Origin of the sequence: Parahoeflea alexandrii (genome assembly GCF_027214025.1) — a bacterium.
In the GTDB taxonomy this organism is placed as follows: Bacteria; Pseudomonadota; Alphaproteobacteria; order Rhizobiales; family Rhizobiaceae; genus Hoeflea; species Hoeflea alexandrii_A.
Window position 1 is genome coordinate 404,289 of sequence record NZ_JAPWHB010000003.1, and the last position, 20,550, is coordinate 424,838.

Sequence of the window (20,550 nt, forward strand, 5' to 3'; positions counted from 1 at the left end):
CAGAATAAATTGACCGAAAATGCCGATATGATATGCATTTTCGCATGGATTGGAGATCTGTCAAATTTGACTGGAACCGGGCGCGGGCCTTCCTGGTCACCGCCGAGGAAGGTTCGCTCTCGGCAGCCGCGCGGGCGCTCGGCATGGCGCAGCCGACGCTCGGCCGCCAGGTCGCGGCGCTGGAGAAGGAACTCGGCGTGGCGCTGTTCGAGCGCGTCGGCCGGGGATTGACGCTGACGCCGAGCGGGCTCGAGCTGATGGACCATGTCCGCGCCATGGGCGAGGCAGCGGCGCGGATGTCGCTCTCGGCCTCGGGCAAGGCACAGGCGATCGAGGGCACGGTGTCGATCAGCGCCAGCGAGGTCGACGCGGCGTTCCGGCTGCCGCCGATCATCCGCCAGCTCAGGCAAGCGGCTCCGGGCATCGATGTCGAGATCGTCGCCACCAATGTCGAGAGCGATCTCAGGCGGCGCGAAGCAGATATCGCCATCCGCAACTACCGGCCGACGCAGCCCAACCTGGTGGCGCGCAAGATCCGCGACATCCATGGCCGGATCTACGCCACGCCCTTCTATCTCGAGAGCATCGGCAATCCCTCGGCACCGGAAGATTTCGCAGAAGCGGATTTCATCGGTTTCAACCGGTCGGGCGAATTCATCGCCGCCATGACCCGGTTCGGGCTGACGCTGACGCAGAAGAATTTTCCGCTGATCTCGGAAAGCCACCTGGTGCAGTGGAGCCATGTCAAGCAAGGGCTCGGCATCGGCGTCATGGCCGCCGATATCGGCGACGCCGACCCGGACGTGGTCCAGCTATTGCCCGAGCTTGAGCCGCTCGCTTTCCCTGTCTGGCTGGTGACCCACAGAGAGGTGCACACCAGCCCACGGGTGCGGCTGGTGTTCGACCTGATGGCAAGCGAACTGGCGCGGGCCTACCGGTCGTGATCCGGGACTGAACGGTGCTCCGTATCTCGGCCCCGGGCAAACGGCCGGGTCAGGCGATGGCGGTTCCGGCGCGCAACAGGGCGACGATGGCGTCGGGCTGAACCGGCCGGCTGAAATGATAGCCCTGAGCCTCGTCGCAGTGGTGCTCGCGCAGGAACGCAAGTTGCTCCTCGGTTTCCACGCCTTCGGCGATCACCCGCATATTCAGGTTCTGGCCGAGCAGGATGACGGCCTTGGCGATGTTCTGGTCGTCCGGGTCGCTGGTCAAGTTGGCGATGAAGGACTGGTCAATCTTGAGGCGGATGACAGGAAAGTTCTTCAATGCGCTCAGGCTCGAATAGCCGGTGCCGAAATCATCGATGGCAAAGTTCACGCCGAGCGCCTGGAGCTGCGTCATCACGTCGACCGCCTGGTTGACGTCATGCATGAGCATGCTCTCGGTCAACTCAAGCTCGAGATAGCGCGGCTCGAGCCCGGTCTCAAGCAGGATGCCGGTCACCTGGCCGACCCATCCGGCTTCGCTCATCTGGCGCGCAGATACGTTCACGCAGACCGTGATCGGATCCAGTCCGGCGTCCTGCCAGGCCTTGTTCTGGCGGCAGGCTTCGCGCAGCACCCAGTTGCCGAGCGGAACGATCAGCCTGTTCTCCTCAGCCAGCGGAATGAACTTGCCCGGCGAGATTTCGCCGAGCGCCGGGTGGTTCCAGCGCACCAGCGCCTCGACGGCAAAGATCCTGCCGGTGCCAAGGTCGATCTGGGGCTGGTAGAGCAGCGAAAACTCCTTGTTGGAGATGGCGGCGAGCAGGTGATCCTGCAACAGCCGGCGTTCGCGGGCCGCGTCATCAATTCCCTTCGTGTATAGCTGGAGATTGTCGCGGCCCTTCGCCTTCGCCTCATACATGGCGATGTCGGCATTGAGCAGAAGCGTCTCGGCATCGGTTCCATGTTCCGGGTAACCCGCGACCCCGATGCTGCCGGTGACGCGAAACGATTGCCTCTTGATCTCGATCGGTTCGGCAATTGCCGCACGGATCTTTTCCAGGATGGCGGAGGTGGTGCTGGCATTTTCGGCCTGATCTGCCAACAGAATGACGAATTCGTCGCCACCCATGCGCGCCACCGTATCGGAGGCGCGAACGGCGGTGGTCATCCGCTCCGCCACGACCTTCAGCAAGGTGTCGCCCGCATCGTGGCCGAGGCTGTCGTTGACCGTCTTGAAATTGTCGAGATCGATGAAGATCACCGTGATCCGTTGGCCGGTGCGGTCCGAAAGCAGGATACCCTGCGTCAACCGGTCCATGAACAGCGTCCGGTTCGGCAATCCGGTCAGTGAGTCGTGCAGAGCCATGAAATGTATCTGCGCCTCGGCATGCTTGCGATCGGTGATGTCGCGGCAGACGCCAACCAGACCGATGATCCGGTTCTGGTCGTCGCGCAGAGGAACCTTCGATGTGGCGAACCATTTCTCCTTTCCATCGGGATCGATGATCAAGTCCTCGATGTCGATAAGAGCCTCTCCGGTGCGCATGAGTTCCTGCTCGTCTGCGTAGAACTTGTGTGCGTGCTTGCTCGGATGAAAGCTGAAATCCGTCAATCCGATCAGCTCGTCAGGCTTGCGCCCGAGATCGGCGGCCACAGCGCGGTTGGCGATAACGAAGCGGCTGGCGGTATCCTTGACGAACAGGTAATCCGGGACCTGATCGATCATCGCCCGGAACAGGACCCGTTCGGCGTCCGCGTCCACAGGTGCAGCATCGGCGCCCTGACCCTTGGCGGCCCGGCGCACGGCGTCCATCTGCACTGTTGCATTCGCCGAGAGAAGCCGGTCGATCTGGGCCGGACGGCTGATGGTCGCGGCGGGCTTGTTCTTCTTGCCGCGCCCGTCAACGGCCTCCCCGCTTGCTTTCTTCACGATCAGTGTCCTCCGTGGGGCCGAGTTCGATACGCACCACGCCGAAATGAATACTGTATGATTCTTCAATTACGATACGATTAATAGGGGGAGCTAATAATAGCAGAATCTAAAATTACAATTGGCGGTATACGTTGGCATTTCAGTCCCCGGGCGCGGATTTACGGCGGCTGAAAGCCCGTGCTTGCTTCTCCGGAAGCCGCTTGCAGCCGAACGTTGCAAAGCGTGATGATCCGGCCCGCGGTTTGACCGCGATCAAATCCCGATGTCGCGCGGACTGCTAGCTGTGCCCGCTGTAATCCAATCAAGCGGGGCGCTCAAATGGCCGAAACCAACTGGAATGCATTCATCGACCAGACCAACCACAGGATGGCGGAGCTGCGCAAGGCGATGCCTGAGCAGTCGAAGGGCTTCGGCCAGCTGGCGCAGGCGGCGATCGCGCCGGGGGTTCTCGATTCCAAGACCAAGGAACTGATCGCGCTGGCGATCGGCATCACCGCGCGCTGCGACGGCTGCCTGGCGTTTCATGCCAAGGCTGCGCGCAAATACGGCGCCACCCGCGAGGAGATCATCGAGACCATCGGCGTGGCCGTCTACATGGGTGGCGGGCCGTCGATGATCTATGGGGCCGAGGCGCTCGACGTGTTCGACGCGGTCGGCTGAACAGCGGCCGATCGCGGTCCTGACGGTTGTAGGCCGGCGCATGGCTTCACGGCTTTGTGCGGAAGCGTGAGTTGTCTTCGGCGGGCGCTGGGCTAGGTTTCTTCGAGACAAAGGAGATTCCCATGCTCAGACTGCTGCTGTCGTCCGCCCTCTTCGCTGCCGCCCTGACTGCCGCGCCCGTCCGCGCCGCGGAAACCGGCATCGCGATCTTCGCCGGCGGCTGTTTCTGGTGCGTGGAATCGGATTTCGATCACGTCAAAGGCGTCACCGAAACCATTTCGGGCTATATCGGCGGCAAGGCCGACAATCCGACCTACAAGAGCCATGTCGCCAATGGGGACAGGGAAGCCGTCGAGATCAAGTACGATCCGTCCGTGGTCAGCTATGCGGAGCTGCTCAAGACCTTCTTCCGGACCATCAACCCGACCGATGACGGCGGTCAGTTCTGCGACCGCGGCCACAGCTACACGACGGCGGTCTACACGCTCAATGACGAGCAGGCGGCATTGGCCGAGGCGGCCAAGGCGGAGGCCGAGAAGGTGCTGGGCAAGCCGGTGGTCACGGAAATCGAGCCGCCGGCGAAGTTCTGGCCGGCGGAAGACTACCATCAGGATTTCTACACCAAGAGCCCGGTGCGCTACAATTACTACCGCCGCGCCTGCGGCCGCGACCAGGACGTCAGATCGCTGTGGGGCGACCAGGCGCATCTGGGCGTCGAGAAATAGCGGTCAGCCACAAGGGCAAGGACGCCCGTGCTTGACATCGCCGCCGCGCTGGCAATTCTCGTGGTAACCGGAAGGATCCGGCACGGGAGAGAGCAATGACAATCAAGCGCAGCAAGGAACCATGGATGCCGGCCGAGGATTTCGGGCGCTCGCTGCCACGCGGTATCGGCATCAACCTGCTGGTCCGGGACATGGCGGCGGAACTCGCGTTCTGCCGTGACTGCCTGGGCGCCATGGTGCTCGACAGCGACGAGGATTTCGCGGCCATCGAGCTGTGCGGCTCGGTGTTCATGCTGCATGCCGACCACGCCTATTCGCATCACCCGATGTCGGGCATCGTCGCCGGCGTGGAAACCCGTGGCGCCGGGATCGAGATCCGTGTCTACGGCCTTGATCCCGACAAGGCGGAAGCGCGGGCGAGCGCGCGTGGCGACCATGTGCTCGCCGGCAGCCTCGACAAGCCGCACGGCTTGCGGGAGTGCTTCATCGTCGATCCGGAGGGCTATGTCTGGGTGCCGGGTACACAAATACGCGGGTGACAATTGAGGTGCGACTGGTGTATTGGCGTCAATACCATTGGATTATCGTCCAGCTAATGTGCTCCTGGGGCCGGTTTGCCTTGCAATTTCCATCCTATGGACATTTTATGCCGTTTAGTGGGGCGAACAGCGAAGCGCATGTTTCGCGTAACCGGAGCTTATTCATGAAGATGCACACCTTGCTGGTCGCAGTTGCGGTCGCCGCGGTTCTTGGCGGATGCCAGCGGACATCCTTCGGTGGACTGAACACCCAGCCGCAGCCGGCTCCGCTGATGCCGGCGCCGGTGGGTGGCGTCCAGTCCGGCCAGCTGGCGCCGCCGATGACGCCGCAGCCGGGCGAGTTCCCGGCAGCGCCGACTGCTCCGGAACAGACGATGTCGCCGCAGGTCGCGGAAGCCAACGCACCCGAACTGACCCGCGAAGCCCTGATCGGCCGCTGGTCGGCGACAAGTGGCGGCACCAGCTGCGACGTGTTCCTGTCGCTGACCAAGTGGACCGGCGGATACCGCGCCGCCTCGCGCGGGTGCGTCGGCAACGCCGCGGCGATCGCCGCCTGGGACGTGCAGGGCAAGCAGGTCATTCTCGCCGATTCGAGCGGCAACCAGATCGGCCGGCTCTACCAGTCGGCCAACGAGCGCTATGACGGCTCGACCTCGACGGGTCAGCCGATTTCCCTTTCCCGTTGAGATCAGGGCGCAGCCTGACGCGATAGGCTCCAACTGATGAGCTGGAAGAGACACGACACCGTTGCCAGCGCCTATGCGGCCCGTGTGGCAAGCGGCGAATTTTCCGCCGATCCGGCCCAGGTGACGCTGGCCGAACGGCTGGACACCCTGCTGCTGGCGGTTTCAACCAGGCGGCTTGCCAACAAGTCGAGCGCGCTCGGCTGGATGTTCGGCCGCAAGCAGGCTTCGAACGTGGCGCCGCGCGGGCTCTATGTCTACGGCTCGGTCGGCCGCGGCAAGACCATGCTGATGGACATGTTCTTCGAGCTGGTGCCGGCCAAGCGCAAGCGGCGGGCGCATTTTCTCGATTTCATGGCCGACGCGCACGCGCGCATCCATGCCCACCGGCAAAAACTCAAGAACGGCGAGACCAGGGAAACCGATCCGGTGCCGCCGGTGGCGAGCCAGCTGATCGACGAGGCCTGGGTGCTGTGCTTCGACGAATTCACGGTCACCGACATTGCCGACGCCATGCTCTTGTCGCGGCTGTTCGAGCAATTGTTCAAGCGCGGTTGCGTGCTGGTGGCAACATCGAACGTAGAGCCTGACAATCTCTACCGCGACGGGCTGAACCGGCAGCTGTTCCTGCCGTTCATCGGCCTGCTCAAGGACAATGTCGACATCATCAATCTCGACGCGCGCACCGATTACCGGATGGAGACGACCACCCGGATGCCGGTCTATCACCAGCTTGCCGCAGGTGAAGGCGACGCAGCCATGGACATGGCGTGGAAGCAGGTGACGGCCGGCAAGCAGACCGCGCCTGACGTGGTCCGGGTCCAGGGCCGTGACGTCACAGTCCCGCATGCCGGCGCGGGTGCTGCGCGGTTTTCGTTCAGTGAGCTGTGCGAGGCCCCGCTCGGCGCCAACGACTATGCGGCGATCTCCAAACGCTACCACACGGTGCTTGTCGACCGGGTGCCGGTGATGGCGGAAGCCAGCCGCAACGCTGCCAAGCGCTTCATCACCCTGATCGACACGCTTTACGACCGCAAGAACCGGTTGTTCGTCTCCGCGGACGCTGCGCCGGACGGGCTTTATGTGGGCAAGACCGGAACCGAGAGTTTCGAGTTTGCGCGCACGGCATCGCGTCTGAATGAGATGCAAAGCGAAGCCTATCTGGAAGCGAGCCTGGCAAATCATGCGGGATCGGCGTCCGACTCCGGCTGAAATATTTACGTTTACGTAAGAGTTTCAGAACCTAACCGATTGAAAATGCTCATGTCGAAAGTTTGAGTTGCCAGTCTTGGCCATTCGGTCTATGCGAAATGTCGAAATCGGGGCCGGGCGTGAGGCAGGTTCCACAACACAACGACCTGTGGAGAATTTCGATATGGCGCGCAACAAGATTGCATTGATTGGCTCGGGAATGATCGGTGGCACGCTCGCTCACCTGGCCGCCCTCAAGGAACTGGGCGACGTCGTCCTGTTCGATATTGCCGAGGGCACGCCGCAGGGCAAGGCGCTCGACATCGCCCAGTCCGGGCCGGTCGAAGGCTTCAACGCCCGCATGTCCGGCGCCAATGACTATTCCGCCATCGAAGGCGCCGATGTCTGCATCGTCACCGCCGGTGTCGCCCGCAAGCCGGGCATGAGCCGTGACGACCTGCTCGGCATCAACCTGAAGGTGATGGAACAGGTGGGCGCGGGCATCAAGAAATACGCACCCAACGCCTTCGTCATCTGCATCACCAACCCGCTCGACGCGATGGTCTGGGCGCTGCAGAAGTTCTCCGGCCTGCCCAAGAACAAGGTCGTCGGCATGGCCGGCGTGCTCGACTCGGGCCGCTTCCGTCATTTCCTGGCCGAGGAGTTCAACGTCTCGGTCGAGGACGTCACCGCCTTCGTGCTTGGTGGCCACGGCGACACCATGGTTCCGCTGGCGCGCTATTCGACGGTTGCCGGCATTCCGCTGCCCGACCTGATCAAGATGGGCTGGACTTCGAAGGAAAAGCTTGAGGAGATCATCCAGCGCACCCGCGACGGCGGCGCGGAGATCGTTTCGCTCTTGAAGACCGGCTCGGCCTATTATGCGCCGGCTGCCTCGGCGATCGAAATGGCCGAGAGCTACCTCAAGGACAAGAAGCGGGTTCTGCCCTGCGCCGCGCACCTTTCCGGCCAGTACGGCGTGAAGGACATGTATGTCGGCGTGCCCTGCGTCATCGGCGAGGGCGGCATCGAGCGCGTCATCGAAATCGAGCTGAACAAGACCGAGCAGAAGGCTTTCGACAAGTCCGTGGAATCGGTCGCGGGACTCTGTGAAGCCTGCATCGCGATTGCTCCGAACCTCAAGTAATCGGCCACGGATACTGAACGGAAAGCTGAAAACCGGCTTTCCGTTCAGATTTGCGTAAGAACATCGGGTTAGAGCGTTATCAGGCTTAACGAAACGTCAAGACGCTCTCCACCGTCTACTCAATCCAGGAGTTCCCATGAACATCCATGAATACCAGGCCAAGGCCCTTCTCAAGGGGTACGGCGCGCCGGTGGCCGAAGGGGTCGCCATCTTCTCGGCCGACGAGGCGGAAGCCGCGGCGAAATCGCTCCCCGGCCCGCTCTACGTGGTCAAGAGCCAGATTCACGCCGGCGGACGCGGCAAGGGCAAGTTCAAGGAACTCGGACCCGACGCCAAGGGTGGCGTGCGGCTGGCGTTCTCGATCGACGAAGCCAAGGCGCATGCCAAGGAAATGCTCGGCAACACGCTGGTGACCAAGCAGACCGGCGAAGCCGGCAAGGTGGTCAACCGGCTCTACATCGAGGACGGCGCCGACATCGAGCGCGAACTCTATCTCTCGCTGCTGGTCGACCGCACCGTCGGCCAGGTGGCCTTCGTTGTCTCCACCGAAGGCGGCATGGACATCGAGGCAGTCGCCGAGGCGACGCCCGAGAAGATCATCACCGTTGCCATCGACCCGATGGCGGGCGTCACGTCTGCCGATCTGGCCAAGCTCAACGGCGCGCTGAAGCTCGAAGGCGATGCGGCCAAGGACGGTGAAAAGCTGTTCCCGATCCTCTACAAGGCGTTCGTCGAAAAGGACATGGCGCTGCTCGAGATCAATCCGCTGATCGTCATGAAGAACGGCCGGCTGCGGGTGCTCGACGCCAAGGTGTCGTTCGACAACAACGCGCTGTTCCGGCACGAGGACATCGTGGCGCTGCGCGACCTGACCGAGGAAGACGAGAAGGAAATCGAGGCGTCGAAATACGACCTCGCCTATGTCGCGCTCGACGGCAATATCGGCTGCATGGTCAACGGCGCGGGCCTTGCCATGGCAACGATGGACATCATCAAGCTCTACGGCCAGGAGCCGGCGAACTTCCTCGATGTCGGCGGCGGCGCGACCAAGGAAAAGGTCACGGCAGCGTTCAAGATCATCACCGCCGACCCGGCCGTCAAGGGCATCCTGGTCAACATCTTCGGCGGCATCATGAAGTGCGACGTCATCGCCGAGGGCGTGGTCGCGGCGGTCAAGGAAGTGGGCCTCAAGGTTCCCCTGGTGGTGCGGCTTGAAGGCACCAACGTGGCGCTCGGCAAGAAGATCATCAACGAAAGCGGCCTCGACGTGATCGCCGCCGACGATCTCGACGACGCAGCCCAGAAGATCGTCAATGCGGTGAAGGGATCCTGAGACCATGTCCATTCTGATCGACAAGAACACCAAGGTCCTGGTTCAGGGCCTGACCGGCAAGACCGGCACCTTCCACACCGAGCAGGCGCTGGCCTATCACGGCACCAAGATGGTTGGCGGCATCCACCCGAAGAAGGGCGGCGAGACCTGGCAGGGTTCGGGCGGTGAGAAGCTGCCGATCTTCGCCTCCGTCGCTGAAGGCAAGTCTGCAACCGGCGCCAACGCATCGGTGATCTACGTGCCGCCGGCAGGTGCCGCAGCCGCGATCATCGAAGCCATCGAGGCCGAGATCGAGCTGATCGTCTGCATCACCGAAGGCATTCCGGTGCAGGATATGATCCGCGCCAAGGCGGTGCTCGACAAGTCGAAGTCGCGGCTGATCGGCCCCAACTGCCCCGGCGTGATGACGCCGGACGAGTGCAAGATCGGCATCATGCCGGGCAACATCTTCAAGAAGGGCTCGGTAGGCATCCTGTCGCGGTCGGGCACGCTGACCTATGAAGCGGTGTTCCAGACCACCAATGAAGGTCTCGGCCAGTCGAGCGCTGTCGGCATCGGCGGCGACCCGGTCAAGGGCACCGAGTTCATCGACATCCTCGATCTCTATCTCGACGATCCGGAAACCGAATCGATCATCATGATCGGCGAAATCGGCGGTTCGGCCGAGGAAGATGCGGCTGCCTGGTTGATCGAGCAGGCCAAGAAGGGCCGCAAGAAGCCGATGGCAGGCTTCATCGCCGGCCGCACTGCACCTCCCGGACGCACCATGGGCCATGCCGGCGCCGTGATTTCGGGCGGCAAGGGCGGCGCCGAAGACAAGATCAAGGCCATGGAAGCCGCGGGCATCCGCGTCTCGCCGTCGCCTGCGCGTCTTGGCAAGACACTGGTTGAAGTCCTCAAGGGATAACCCCGGGGCTCAAACGAAGGCTGAAACAATGGGCGACGCCGTGCGCGACACGCTGGACCGCTACTACGCCGCGCTGAAAGCGGGCGATAGAGAGGCCCTGCGCGGCGTCGTTTCCGACGATATCGCGGTGCATTACCCGGCGCCGGAGGGGCTTCTGCCCTGGGCCGGGGACTGGACCGGGTTCGAAGGCTTCGAAACGTTCATTGCGACCGTGGGCGATCACCTGGTGATCGACACGGTCGAACCGCTTGCCATCCATGTTGCCGGCGACACCGTGATCACGGTGCTCAAGGGCGAATGGACGGTCAAGGCGACAGGGCGCAAGGTGCGCACCGAAACAGTCAACATGTTCACATTACGCGACGGGAAGATCGTCCGGTACCAGGTGTTCAGCGACACGGCGGCGCTGGGGACCGGGTTGGGAAGGCTTGCCGCGGCGTGAGTGCCGCGCAAGCCTGAAAGTCTAGGGATAGGGCCGGAGAGAGCCCGGAAACAAGGTGAGATCCATGGCACGCAACGACGAAGCCAACGACATCATGGCGCAGACCTCGTTCCTGTATGGCGGCAACGCCCACTACATCGAGGACATGTATGCCCGATTCCAGGACAACCCGGGCAGTGTACCTGCCGAGTGGCAGGCCTTCTTCGCGGATCTGAAGGACGATCCGGACCAGGTCCGCAAGTCTGCGGCCGGCGCTTCGTGGAAGCAGCCGAACTGGCCGGTGCAGGCCAATGGCGAGCTGGTCTCGGCGCTCGACGGCAACTGGGGCGCGGTGGAGAAGGCTATCTCCGGCAAGCTCAAGGGCAAGGCCGAGGCGGCCGGCAAGCCGGCGGAATCCGGCGACGTCACCCAGGCCACGCGAGATTCGGTCCGCGCGCTGATGATGATCCGCGCCTTCCGCATGCGCGGCCACCTGCATGCCAAGCTCGATCCGCTCGGAATCGCCCAGCAGCCGGACAATGACTACAACGAATTGTCGCCCGAGGCCTACGGTTTCACCGAGGGCGACTACGATCGCAAGATCTTCATCGACCACGTGCTGGGCCTGGAATACGCAACCATCCGCGAGATGATCGACATCCTGCAGCGCACCTATTGCTCGACGCTCGGCGTCGAGTTCATGCACATCTCCAATCCGGAAGAGAAGTCCTGGATCCAGGAGCGCATCGAGGGCCCGGACAAGGGCGTCGAGTTCACCGACATGGGCAAGAAGGCGATCCTGGCGAAGCTGATCGAGGCGGAAGGCTTCGAGCAATTCATCGACGTCAAGTACAAGGGCACCAAGCGCTTCGGTCTTGATGGCGGCGAATCGCTGATCCCGGCGCTCGAGCAGATCATCAAGCGCGGCGGCAACATGGGGCTGAAGGAAATTGTCTTCGGCATGGCCCACCGCGGCCGCCTCAACGTGCTCACCCAGGTGATGTCGAAGCCGCACCGGGCGGTGTTCCACGAGTTCAAGGGCGGTTCGTTCAAGCCGGACGAGGTCGAGGGTTCGGGCGACGTCAAGTATCACCTCGGCGCCTCCTCGGACCGCGAGTTCGACGGCAACAAGGTGCACATGTCGCTGACCGCCAACCCGTCGCACCTGGAAATCGTCAACCCGGTGGTGATGGGCAAGGCGCGGGCCAAGCAGGACATGATCGCCACCGAGATCGAAGGCGACATCATTCCGCTCAGGGAACGAGTCAAGGTGATGCCGCTGCTGTTGCACGGCGATGCGGCCTTTGCCGGCCAGGGCGTGGTGGCGGAAATCCTCGGCCTGTCGGGTCTTCGCGGCCACCGGGTGGCGGGCACCGTGCATTTCATCATCAACAACCAGATCGGCTTCACCACCAATCCGGGCTTCTCGCGCTCTTCGCCCTATCCGTCGGATGTGGCGAAGATGATCGAGGCGCCGATCTTCCACGTCAATGGTGACGATCCGGAAGCCGTGGTCTACGCCGCCAAGGTGGCGACCGAATTCCGCATGACCTTCCACAAGCCGGTGGTCATCGACATGTTCTGCTACCGCCGCTTCGGCCACAACGAGGGCGACGAGCCGGCGTTCACCCAGCCGAAGATGTACAAGAAGATCCGCAGCCACGAGACCGTGGTGACGCTCTACGGGCGGCGCCTGATCGAGGAAGGCGTGATCACCGACGGCGAGTTCGAGAAGATGAAGGCCGACTGGCGGGCGCATCTGGAAGGCGAGTTCGACATCGGCCAGAGCTACAAGCCGAACAAGGCCGACTGGCTCGACGGCCAGTGGTCGGGGCTTCGCACCGCAGACAACCAGGATGAGCAGCGCCGCGGCAAGACGGCCGTGCCGCTCAAGCAATTGCGGGAGTTGGGCAAGAAGCTCTCGGAGGTTCCCGAGGGCTTCAACGCGCATCGCACCATCCAGCGCTTCATGGACAACCGCGCCAAGATGATCGAGACCGGCGAGGGCATCGACTGGGCAATGGCCGAGGCGCTGGCCTTCGGTTCTCTGGTCCAGGAAGGCACCAAGATTCGCCTGTCGGGCCAGGACGTCGAGCGCGGCACGTTCTCGCAGCGGCATTCGGTTCTCTACGACCAGGAGACCGAGGAACGCTACATCCCGCTCGCCAACGTGGCGCCCAACCAGGCACGCTACGAGGTGATCAACTCGATGCTGTCGGAAGAGGCGGTGCTCGGCTTCGAATATGGCTACTCGCTGGCGCGGCCGAACGCGCTGACGCTGTGGGAAGCCCAGTTCGGCGACTTCGCCAACGGCGCGCAGGTGCTGTTCGACCAGTTCATCTCCTCGGGCGAACGCAAGTGGCTCAGAATGTCCGGCCTCGTCTGCCTGCTTCCGCATGGCTACGAAGGTCAGGGTCCGGAGCATTCCTCGGCGCGGCTCGAGCGCTTCCTGCAGATGTGCGCGGAAGACAACATGCAGGTGGCCAACTGCACCACGCCGTCGAACTATTTCCATATCCTCAGGCGCCAGGTGAAGCGCGACTTCCGCAAGCCGCTGATCATGATGACGCCGAAGTCGCTGCTCAGGCACAAGCGTGCGGTGTCGACGCTGGCGGAAATGTCGGGCGAAAGCTCGTTCCACCGGCTGTTGTGGGACGATGCCGAACTGCTCAAGAACGAGCCGATCAAGCTGGTCAAGGACAACAAGATCCGCCGCGTCGTCATGTGCTCGGGCAAGGTCTATTTCGACCTCTACGAAGAGCGCGAGAAGCGCGGCATCAACGACATCTACCTGCTGCGCCTGGAACAGCTCTATCCGTTCCCGGCCAAGGCGCTGATCAACGAGCTGTCGCGTTTCCGCAATGCCGAGATGGTCTGGTGCCAGGAAGAGCCCAAGAACATGGGCGCATGGTCGTTCATCGATCCCTATCTGGAGTGGGTGCTGGCCCATATCGACGCCAAGTTCCAGCGCGTCCGCTACACCGGCCGGCCGGCCTCGGCCTCGACGGCAACCGGCCTGATGTCGCGTCACCTGGCGCAGCTTGAAGCCTTCCTCGAGGATGCGCTGGGCGGCTGATGCCGCCCGCGCCGCCGAACAACTGAACTGTCTGTCTGACTGACTGAAAAAGAACGGAAACAAAATCATGGCTACTGAAGTTCGCGTCCCGACCCTTGGTGAATCTGTCAGCGAAGCCACCATCGGCACCTGGCTCAAGAAGGTGGGCGACACCGTGAAGGTGGACGAGCCGCTGGTGGAGCTGGAAACCGACAAGGTCTCGATCGAGGTTCCCTCGCCGGTCTCCGGCGTGCTGAGCGAAATCCTCGCCAAGGACGGCGAGACGGTCGAGGTCAATGCGCTCTTGGCGCAGGTCTCGGAAGGCGAGGGTGCTGCGGCACCTGCCGCGGCCAAGCCGGAAGCGAAGGCCGAAGCGCCGGCTGCCAAGGCGGCAGCGCCTGCGGCTCCGGCCAAGAGCGACATGCCCGCCGCCCCCTCGGCGCAGAAGCTGATGGCGGAAAACAAGATCGACGCCGGCGACGTGTCGGGTTCGGGCAAGCGCGGCCAGGTGCTCAAGGGCGACGTGCTCGACGCCATCGGCAAGGGCTCGGCCCCGGCTGCCGCACCGGCGGCTGCACGCCCGGCGTCTTCGGCCGACGATGCACCGCGCGAGGAACGGGTGAAGATGACCCGCCTCAGGCAGACCATCGCGCGGCGGCTGAAGGAAGCGCAGAACACCGCGGCGATGCTGACCACCTACAACGAGGTGGACATGACCGCGGTGATGGAGCTGCGCACGAAGTACAAGGACCTCTTCGAGAAGAAGCACGGCGTCAAGCTCGGCTTCATGGGCTTCTTCACCAAGGCGGTCTGCCATGCGCTGAAGGAAGTGCCCGGCGTCAATGCCGAGATGGACGCAACCGACATCATCTACAAGAACTACTGCCATGTCGGCGTCGCCGTGGGCACCGACAAGGGGCTGGTGGTGCCGGTGGTGCGCGATGCCGACCAGATGTCGATTGCCGAGATCGAGAAGGAAATCGGCCGTCTCGGCCGGGCGGCGCGCGACGGCGAGCTGTCGATGGCCGACATGCAGGGTGGTACCTTCACCATCTCCAACGGCGGTGTCTACGGTTCGCTGATGTCCTCGCCGATTCTCAACTCGCCGCAGTCGGGCGTGTTGGGCATGCACAAGATCCAGGAGCGGCCGATGGCGATTGGCGGCCAGGTGGTGATCCGCCCGATGATGTATCTGGCGCTCAGCTACGACCACCGCGTGGTCGACGGCAAAGAAGCCGTGACCTTCCTGGTCCGGGTCAAGGAAAGCCTGGAAGATCCCGAGCGTCTGGTGCTCGATCTCTAGGGAGCGGTTGATGGCTTCGGCCCGTCTCTTCGCGTTGATGCTTGCGGTCACGATGGTGGCCGCAGGCGGATTGCCGGCAAGGGCCGCCTGTCCGCAGGCGCTGGCCGTGTATGACGAGGCGGGATCGGGTGCGGAGATCGCATTTGCGGGACCGCTGTCGGAAGCCGACGGCATGCAGCACCGGTTCAGCCTGAGTTTTGCCGGCTCCGGTGTCATGATGGATGGGGTGGTGATGATGGCGGGAGAGCCGGACCGGCCGTGGGGGGTGATTCTGCACGAGTGCCCGGAGGGCGACGCCACCGGCGCCGAGATCGCCGCCTGCACCGTCTGGGAAGGCGTCATTTACACGATCGGCAGCACCGGAGAGGCCCGCTGGCTGCCGGTGCTGGACGCGGATCACAAGGCCGGCGACAGCCTGCTGTTGCCGGATTTCAGCGCCGCGGTGATGCGGTCACAGGCATGGCAGGCAGGCCAGGTAACCAGGCTACCCGGCGACGTGTTTCGCCTGAAGGCCTGCCAGGAATGAATTCGATCATAAGGACAAGACCATGAGCTACGACGTCATCATCATCGGTTCCGGACCCGGCGGCTATGTCTGCGCCATCAAGGCGGCGCAGCTCGGCCTCAAGGTGGCGGTGATCGAAAAGCGCGCGACCTTCGGCGGCACCTGCCTGAACATCGGCTGCATTCCGTCAAAGGCGCTGCTGCACGCGTCGGAAGTGTTCGCCCACGCCAACCACGGCATGGACAGCCTCGGCGTCGAGATCGGCAAGCCGAAGCTCAACCTGGAAAAGATGATGGCGCACAAGGACGCCACCGTGAAATCGAATGTCGAGGGCGTGGCCTTCCTGTTCAAGAAGAACAAGATCGACAGCTTCATCGGTACCGGCAAGGTGCTGGGCGAAGGCAAGGTCTCGGTGACCGGCGATGACGGCAAGACCCAGGAACTGGAAGCCAAGAACGTGGTGATCGCCACCGGTTCGGATGTCGCGGGCATTCCCGGCGTCAAGGTCGACATCGACGAGAAGGTCATCGTGTCCTCGACCGGCGCGATCGCGCTCGACAAGGTGCCGGAGCATATCATCGTCGTCGGCGGCGGCGTCATCGGGCTGGAGATGGGCTCGGTCTGGGGCCGGCTCGGCGCCAAGGTGACGGTGGTCGAGTATCTCGACAAGATCCTCGGCGGCATGGACGGCGAAGTCTCCAAGCAGTTCCAGCGCATTCTCGCCAAGCAGGGCATGGACTTCAAGCTTGGCGCCAAGGTGACCGGCGTCGAGAAGTCGGACAAGGGCGCGAAAGTCACGTTCGAACCGGTCAAGGGCGGCGATGCCGAGACCATCGAGGCCGACATCGTGCTGATCTCCACCGGCCGCAAGCCTTTCACCGAGGGCCTGGGGCTTGAGGAGGCCGGCGTCGTGCTCGACGAGCGCGGCCGGGTGCGCACCGATCACCATTACCAGACCAATGTGCCGGGCGTTTACGCCATCGGCGACGTCATCGCCGGCCCGATGCTCGCCCACAAGGCCGAGGACGAGGGCGTGGCGCTGGCCGAGATCCTCGCCGGTCAGGCCGGTCACGTGAACTACGACGTGATTCCGGGCGTGGTCTACACCCAGCCGGAAGTGGCCTCCGTCGGCAAGACCGAGGAAGAGCTGAAGACCGAAGGCGTCAAGTACAAATCGGGCAAGTTCCCGTTCTCGGCCAATGGCCGGGCGCGGGCGATGCTCGCCTCGGACGGCTTCGTCAAGGTGCTGGCGGATGCGGAGACCGACCGGGTTCTGGGCGTCCACATCATCGGCTTCGGCGCCGGCGAGATGATCCACGAAGCCGCGGTGCTGATGGAATTCGGCGGTTCGTCCGAAGATCTCGGCCGCACCTGCCACGCGCATCCGACGATGTCGGAAGCGGTGAAGGAAGCGGCACTGGCGACCTTCTTCAAGCCGATCCATATCTAGACCGATGGCGATCGGGCTTGCGGGAGGACAGAAGCCATGAAGGCCCGTGAGATCCCCGTCACCCTGCCGCATCCGGCCTTGCCGGGTGCGGACTGGGGCGATTGCTTCGAAGTCCGCAGTTCCAATGCCGGACTGACCGCGGAAGCCGCGGCACGGCGCGCATTCGAAACGATGCCGCGCTGGGTAACCCGGCTGATGGCCCTGCGCAATCTGCTGGTCAAGCCGTTCGGCTTGAAGGGCGATCCGGAGGCCGCATCGCAAGAAACCCGGCGGGTCGGGATGTTTCCGGTTCTCAGCAACTCGCCGACGCAATACGTCCTGGGGTTTGACGACCGGCATCTCGATTTCCGCATCGTGGTGGAAACACAAGCCCTGCCGGAGACCGGGACCGCGGTGCGGATGATGACGCTGGTCAAGCGCCACAATTTGCTCGGCCGCGCCTACCTGGCGGCGATCATGCCGTTTCACAAGCTGATCGTGGCGACCACCTTGTCCCGGGTTTCGGACTGAAACGACCGATCAGCGAGGTCCGGGGCCTTTCCACCAGATGACAATAGCGAAGCCGCCCGGCGGGGGGCCGGGCGGTTCGTGCGTTTCCATCACGGTGGGGGAGGAGGCAGCTGGCGCGATGGAACGCCTGCGGCTCTAGCCGTTGGTGGCCGGCGCCGGGGAAGTGGCTTCCGGGGTGGTGGGAGCAGCGGCATCCGGAGCAATCAGGGGTGCATCGGGTGCCGGAACCGGGCGTGCCGGTGCTGCCTGTTCATTGATCTGCGCGCCGCTTTCCACGGCCGGGGCGGTGGTGTTGACCGGCTGGACCTCATCGGCCGTCCAGAAGACGAAGCCTGCAATGCCGAGAAGGACAAGCAGAACGATCGCCGCCAGCGGTCCCGTGGAACTGCCCGATCTGACAACAGTGGTTTCGCGAACATGTTCATGCGGGCGATCGCGGCCTGCGGGGCGGGTATGCGGGGTGTAATCGACCATTGGACATCTCCTTTTCTGTCACAGGGCAGCAACGCCCGGATCGGGAGACAGGTTCCGGCGATATCCGGTTTTTGCGGTCACGGTTTGTAACCGGGCAGAACCGACCGTGTGGCCGGCGTCGCACGGCCATGCGGTGATCCTGCGCGGGCTTTGCCGCCGTCAGCGGGCCGTAGCCGGGCTTTCCCCGTGAAGCCGCAGGGCCTGACGGATCAGCTCGAGCGCCCGCTCCCGGTCGCTCAGCTCCCGGGCCAGCAGCAGGCAGACCTGGGCCAGGAAGATGTTCGCATCCGGCTCGCCGACGCGGTCAATTCCGTTCGCCAGTTCCTCGTAGACGGCTTCGATGTCCTGCTGCTGCATGGCGTCAGTCCTTCCTGAAACTCAGCGTCTTCATGGCGTCCGCGATCCCCTCCGCCGATGCCTCGAGCCAGCGGGCGGCGATGTGCAGGTCCGGGCGTACCAGATAGGCCGATCGCTGGCCGGCGCCCAGCACCCGGGACGCTTCGGATGGATGATCGAGGCAAACCACCTCCGGCGCATCGGGCAGTTGCGAGACCTGGTCCGAGAGCTGCCTGTCGAAACAGACGAGCGTGTAGCCGCTGCCCAGAAGGTCGGACAGGAAGCCGCCTCCCACTTTGGCGTCGGGCATGGCGGCGCCCGGGATCGGCCCGCCCGCAAAACCCGGGCGGTCAGGCAGCACCGCGGGGCTGCCGGCATAGGTGAACGGGGTCATCTGCCGGGGATTGGCGAGATCGCCGGCGAAGGGATGCTCGAGCGCCAGCCCGAGCGCCGCATCGCGCATGATCCGCCAGCCGGGACTCGGCGGGGTCATGAAGCGGGCGCTCCTGGTGGCGTTGGCGAAGACGTCGAGCGTGGCGCCGCGCCGCTCGGGCGTGTAGCTGTCGAGCAGGTCCTCGCCCGCGAGACCGTTGAGCACCCAACCGAGCTTCCAGCCGATATTATGGGCGTCGGCGATGCCGTTGTTGAGACCCCGCACCCCGAAGATCGGGACGATGTGGGCGCTGTCGCCGATGAAGAACACGCGGCCGTGGCGATAGTCGTCGAGCGCCAGCGTGTTGGCGGAGTAGATGCTCCACCATTCCAGATCCCAGCTGCCGGTGTAGCCGATGTCCTTAAGTACGAGGTCGACACTCGAGCGGACATTGTCCTCGGCGAGCGCTTCGCTCTCGCTTTCGCCCGGGCCGAGCTGGTAGTCGATGCGCCAGATGTCGTCGGGCTGCTTGTGGATCAGCACGGTTCCGCCGGGCCGGCAGTCCGGGTCGAACAGGGCGCGCCGGATCGTCGGGTAGTCGTGCGGCATCTGGATATCGGCAATGACGTAGCGGCCTTCGTAGTTCTCACCGCTGAGCTTGAGGCCCAGCGCCTTGCGGATGCCGCTGCGCGCGCCGTCGGCCGCGAGCAGCCAGCCGGCTTTCAGCTTGTAGGTCTCCTGAGCGTCGCTGACGGTGAGTTCGACGCCGTCCGGCCGGGTCTCGAGCCCGGTCACCCGGCTTTGCCATCTCAGGTCGATGAGCGGGTTCCTGTCGATCGCCTGCCACAGGTACTGCTCGATATATTGCTGCTGCAGATTGTACATCGGCCGGAACTTTTCCGACGGACTGTCCGGCATGGTGAACTCGAGGATCTGCCTGCCGCGATAAAAACTCCGCCCCGTGGTCCAGCCGAGCGCCTTGGCGAGGAACGGCTCGAGGGCGCCGAGGCTCTGAAGGATATGGAAGCTCTGGCGGGCGATGCAGATGGCGCGGCTGCCGTCGTTGAAGGTGGATTTTGATTCGATCAGCACCGAGCGGATGCCTTCGCGCGCCAGGGTAAGCGCCGCGACCATTCCGACCGGTCCTGCGCCGACGATGGCGACGCGGGCAGGATCACCGAGACGCGCCCGGCGGCTTCCCCGGGGTTCATCGAAATGCGGATAGTCGAAATAGACCGAGTCCAGTTCGCCGCGACCGGCAGGCCTCATGGCAATGCTCCCTCATCCTTGTGAAGTGCCAATTTACTCGGGCTGTACGGTTTTGTATGTCCCCTCGAAGGGATGACAGCGCCGCGGGGATTGAGTGTGTGACCAGCATCTACCGGCTGATCGAGGACTGTATTGCCACAAGCGGCGGGGATGACTTCATCCCGGGCGTTCTCGCGCTGGTCGAAAGCATGGGCGCCAGCCAGCTGATGATCTTCGAGCCTGTGGGCGATACCGTCGTCTGCCTGGTCTCGCGTAATTATTCGCGGCTGAGAACCGGCGACCTGCTGGCCCGCCGCTATCTCGACGGCTGGCTCCGCCAGGACCCGCTGTTGCCGGAGCTGATGCGGATGGAGACGGGGCAAACCCGGCTCAGGCGGATGGAGGACATCGTTTCCGGGATGTCGGAGGCGTATCTCGACATCTTCTTCAACCAGCCGGGCCTGGCCGGCAAGACCACGGTTCTCGCCGCAGGGTCGGCGCGGCGGCTGATGGTCAATTTCTATCATGGAGAGACAGGCGGCACGGAGCTCGACGAAGCGCTGATGTCGCTTGTCGCCCGTCTGGTGCTGGGTCACTACGAGACCCGGCCGGCGCCGGGCTATCCGGCCTGCCTGGCAGCGCTGAGCGAACGCGAGCGGCAGGTCTGTCTCGGGGTGCTGGACGGCAAGAAGACAGAGCTGATCGCCGGCGATCTCGATCTGTCGCCCGCGACCATCGTGACCTACCGGCGCCGCGCCTACGAGAAGCTCGGCATTTCCTCGCGGGGAAGCCTGTTCGCGCTGTGCAGGCAGGCGTGAAAGCTCAGGCTCC

General features: G+C 63.7%; 20 protein-coding genes. 16 read left to right on the top strand and 4 right to left on the bottom strand.

Translation table 11 applies throughout. The annotated features are described in order from the left end of the window. Window positions 1-44: 44 nt before the first annotated feature. Window positions 45-944, top strand: coding sequence for a LysR family transcriptional regulator (locus tag O4H62_RS12405; RefSeq protein ID WP_269388199.1), 900 nt, complete (start codon window positions 45-47; stop codon window positions 942-944). Between the two features lie 49 nt (window positions 945-993). On the opposite strand, the gene O4H62_RS12410 is transcribed toward O4H62_RS12405, so the two are convergent. Beyond that, window positions 994-2,856, bottom strand: coding sequence for a putative bifunctional diguanylate cyclase/phosphodiesterase (locus O4H62_RS12410; protein ID WP_269388202.1), 1,863 nt, complete (start codon window positions 2,854-2,856; stop codon window positions 994-996). Window positions 2,857-3,177: 321 nt separating this feature from the next. On the opposite strand from O4H62_RS12410, the gene O4H62_RS12415 reads away from it, so the two are divergent. The 14 genes from O4H62_RS12415 (at window position 3,178) to O4H62_RS12480 (ending at window position 17,288) form a co-directional block, all read left to right on the top strand. Next, a complete protein-coding gene (locus O4H62_RS12415) occupies window positions 3,178-3,519 on the top strand; it encodes a carboxymuconolactone decarboxylase family protein (RefSeq protein WP_269388204.1) in 342 nt (113 codons plus the stop codon). Between the two features lie 122 nt (window positions 3,520-3,641). Then, complete coding sequence (gene msrA / locus O4H62_RS12420) at window positions 3,642-4,244, top strand: peptide-methionine (S)-S-oxide reductase MsrA (RefSeq protein ID WP_269388206.1); 603 nt, start codon at window positions 3,642-3,644, stop codon at window positions 4,242-4,244. Between the two features lie 95 nt (window positions 4,245-4,339). Beyond that, window positions 4,340-4,783, top strand: a complete 444-nt coding sequence (locus O4H62_RS12425) for a hypothetical protein (RefSeq protein ID WP_269388207.1) — start codon at window positions 4,340-4,342, stop codon at window positions 4,781-4,783. 164 nt (window positions 4,784-4,947) lie between these two features. Next, a complete protein-coding gene (locus tag O4H62_RS12430; protein ID WP_269388209.1) occupies window positions 4,948-5,469 on the top strand; it encodes a protease inhibitor Inh/omp19 family protein in 522 nt (173 codons plus the stop codon). A 36-nt stretch (window positions 5,470-5,505) separates the two neighbouring features. Further along, window positions 5,506-6,678, top strand: coding sequence for a cell division protein ZapE (gene zapE, locus O4H62_RS12435; RefSeq protein ID WP_269388210.1), 1,173 nt, complete (start codon window positions 5,506-5,508; stop codon window positions 6,676-6,678). Between the two features lie 163 nt (window positions 6,679-6,841). Next, window positions 6,842-7,804 (top strand): malate dehydrogenase, encoded by a 963-nt coding sequence (mdh, locus tag O4H62_RS12440; RefSeq protein ID WP_269388212.1) that lies wholly within the window; start codon window positions 6,842-6,844, stop codon window positions 7,802-7,804. Between the two features lie 136 nt (window positions 7,805-7,940). Beyond that, entirely contained in the window at window positions 7,941-9,137 is a 1,197-nt protein-coding gene (gene sucC, locus O4H62_RS12445; protein ID WP_269388213.1) for an ADP-forming succinate--CoA ligase subunit beta, read from the top strand. 4 nt (window positions 9,138-9,141) lie between these two features. Continuing rightward, a complete protein-coding gene (sucD, locus tag O4H62_RS12450; protein ID WP_269388214.1) occupies window positions 9,142-10,044 on the top strand; it encodes a succinate--CoA ligase subunit alpha in 903 nt (300 codons plus the stop codon). A 28-nt stretch (window positions 10,045-10,072) separates the two neighbouring features. Further along, window positions 10,073-10,486 (top strand): nuclear transport factor 2 family protein, encoded by a 414-nt coding sequence (locus tag O4H62_RS12455; RefSeq protein WP_269388215.1) that lies wholly within the window; start codon window positions 10,073-10,075, stop codon window positions 10,484-10,486. Between the two features lie 64 nt (window positions 10,487-10,550). Next, window positions 10,551-13,541, top strand: coding sequence for a 2-oxoglutarate dehydrogenase E1 component (locus O4H62_RS12460; RefSeq protein WP_269388217.1), 2,991 nt, complete (start codon window positions 10,551-10,553; stop codon window positions 13,539-13,541). A gap of 67 nt (window positions 13,542-13,608) precedes the next feature. Continuing rightward, window positions 13,609-14,823, top strand: coding sequence for a 2-oxoglutarate dehydrogenase complex dihydrolipoyllysine-residue succinyltransferase (odhB, locus tag O4H62_RS12465; protein WP_269388219.1), 1,215 nt, complete (start codon window positions 13,609-13,611; stop codon window positions 14,821-14,823). Between the two features lie 10 nt (window positions 14,824-14,833). After that, a complete protein-coding gene (locus O4H62_RS12470; protein WP_269388220.1) occupies window positions 14,834-15,349 on the top strand; it encodes a hypothetical protein in 516 nt (171 codons plus the stop codon). A gap of 22 nt (window positions 15,350-15,371) precedes the next feature. Beyond that, window positions 15,372-16,778 (top strand): dihydrolipoyl dehydrogenase, encoded by a 1,407-nt coding sequence (gene lpdA, locus O4H62_RS12475; RefSeq protein WP_269388222.1) that lies wholly within the window; start codon window positions 15,372-15,374, stop codon window positions 16,776-16,778. 36 nt (window positions 16,779-16,814) lie between these two features. After that, a complete protein-coding gene (locus tag O4H62_RS12480; protein ID WP_269388224.1) occupies window positions 16,815-17,288 on the top strand; it encodes a DUF2867 domain-containing protein in 474 nt (157 codons plus the stop codon). A gap of 135 nt (window positions 17,289-17,423) precedes the next feature. Here O4H62_RS12480 and O4H62_RS12485 read toward each other — a convergent pair whose 3' ends face one another. The 3 genes from O4H62_RS12485 to O4H62_RS12495 all read right to left on the bottom strand — a co-directional run bounded on the left by O4H62_RS12485 (window position 17,424) and on the right by O4H62_RS12495 (window position 19,740). Then, on the bottom strand, window positions 17,424-17,762 hold the full coding sequence (locus O4H62_RS12485) for a hypothetical protein (RefSeq protein ID WP_269388226.1): 339 nt from the start codon (window positions 17,760-17,762) through the stop codon (window positions 17,424-17,426). A 159-nt stretch (window positions 17,763-17,921) separates the two neighbouring features. Beyond that, window positions 17,922-18,119 carry a hypothetical protein gene (locus O4H62_RS12490; protein ID WP_269388228.1) on the bottom strand — a complete coding sequence of 66 codons (198 nt, stop codon included), beginning with the start codon at window positions 18,117-18,119 and terminating at the stop codon, window positions 17,922-17,924. Between the two features lie 4 nt (window positions 18,120-18,123). Further along, a complete protein-coding gene (locus O4H62_RS12495) occupies window positions 18,124-19,740 on the bottom strand; it encodes an FAD-dependent monooxygenase (RefSeq protein WP_269388230.1) in 1,617 nt (538 codons plus the stop codon). Between the two features lie 98 nt (window positions 19,741-19,838). Here O4H62_RS12495 and O4H62_RS12500 point away from each other — a divergent pair, with 98 nt between their 5' ends. Then, window positions 19,839-20,537 carry a helix-turn-helix transcriptional regulator gene (locus O4H62_RS12500; RefSeq protein WP_269388231.1) on the top strand — a complete coding sequence of 233 codons (699 nt, stop codon included), beginning with the start codon at window positions 19,839-19,841 and terminating at the stop codon, window positions 20,535-20,537. Window positions 20,538-20,550 lie beyond the last annotated feature (13 nt).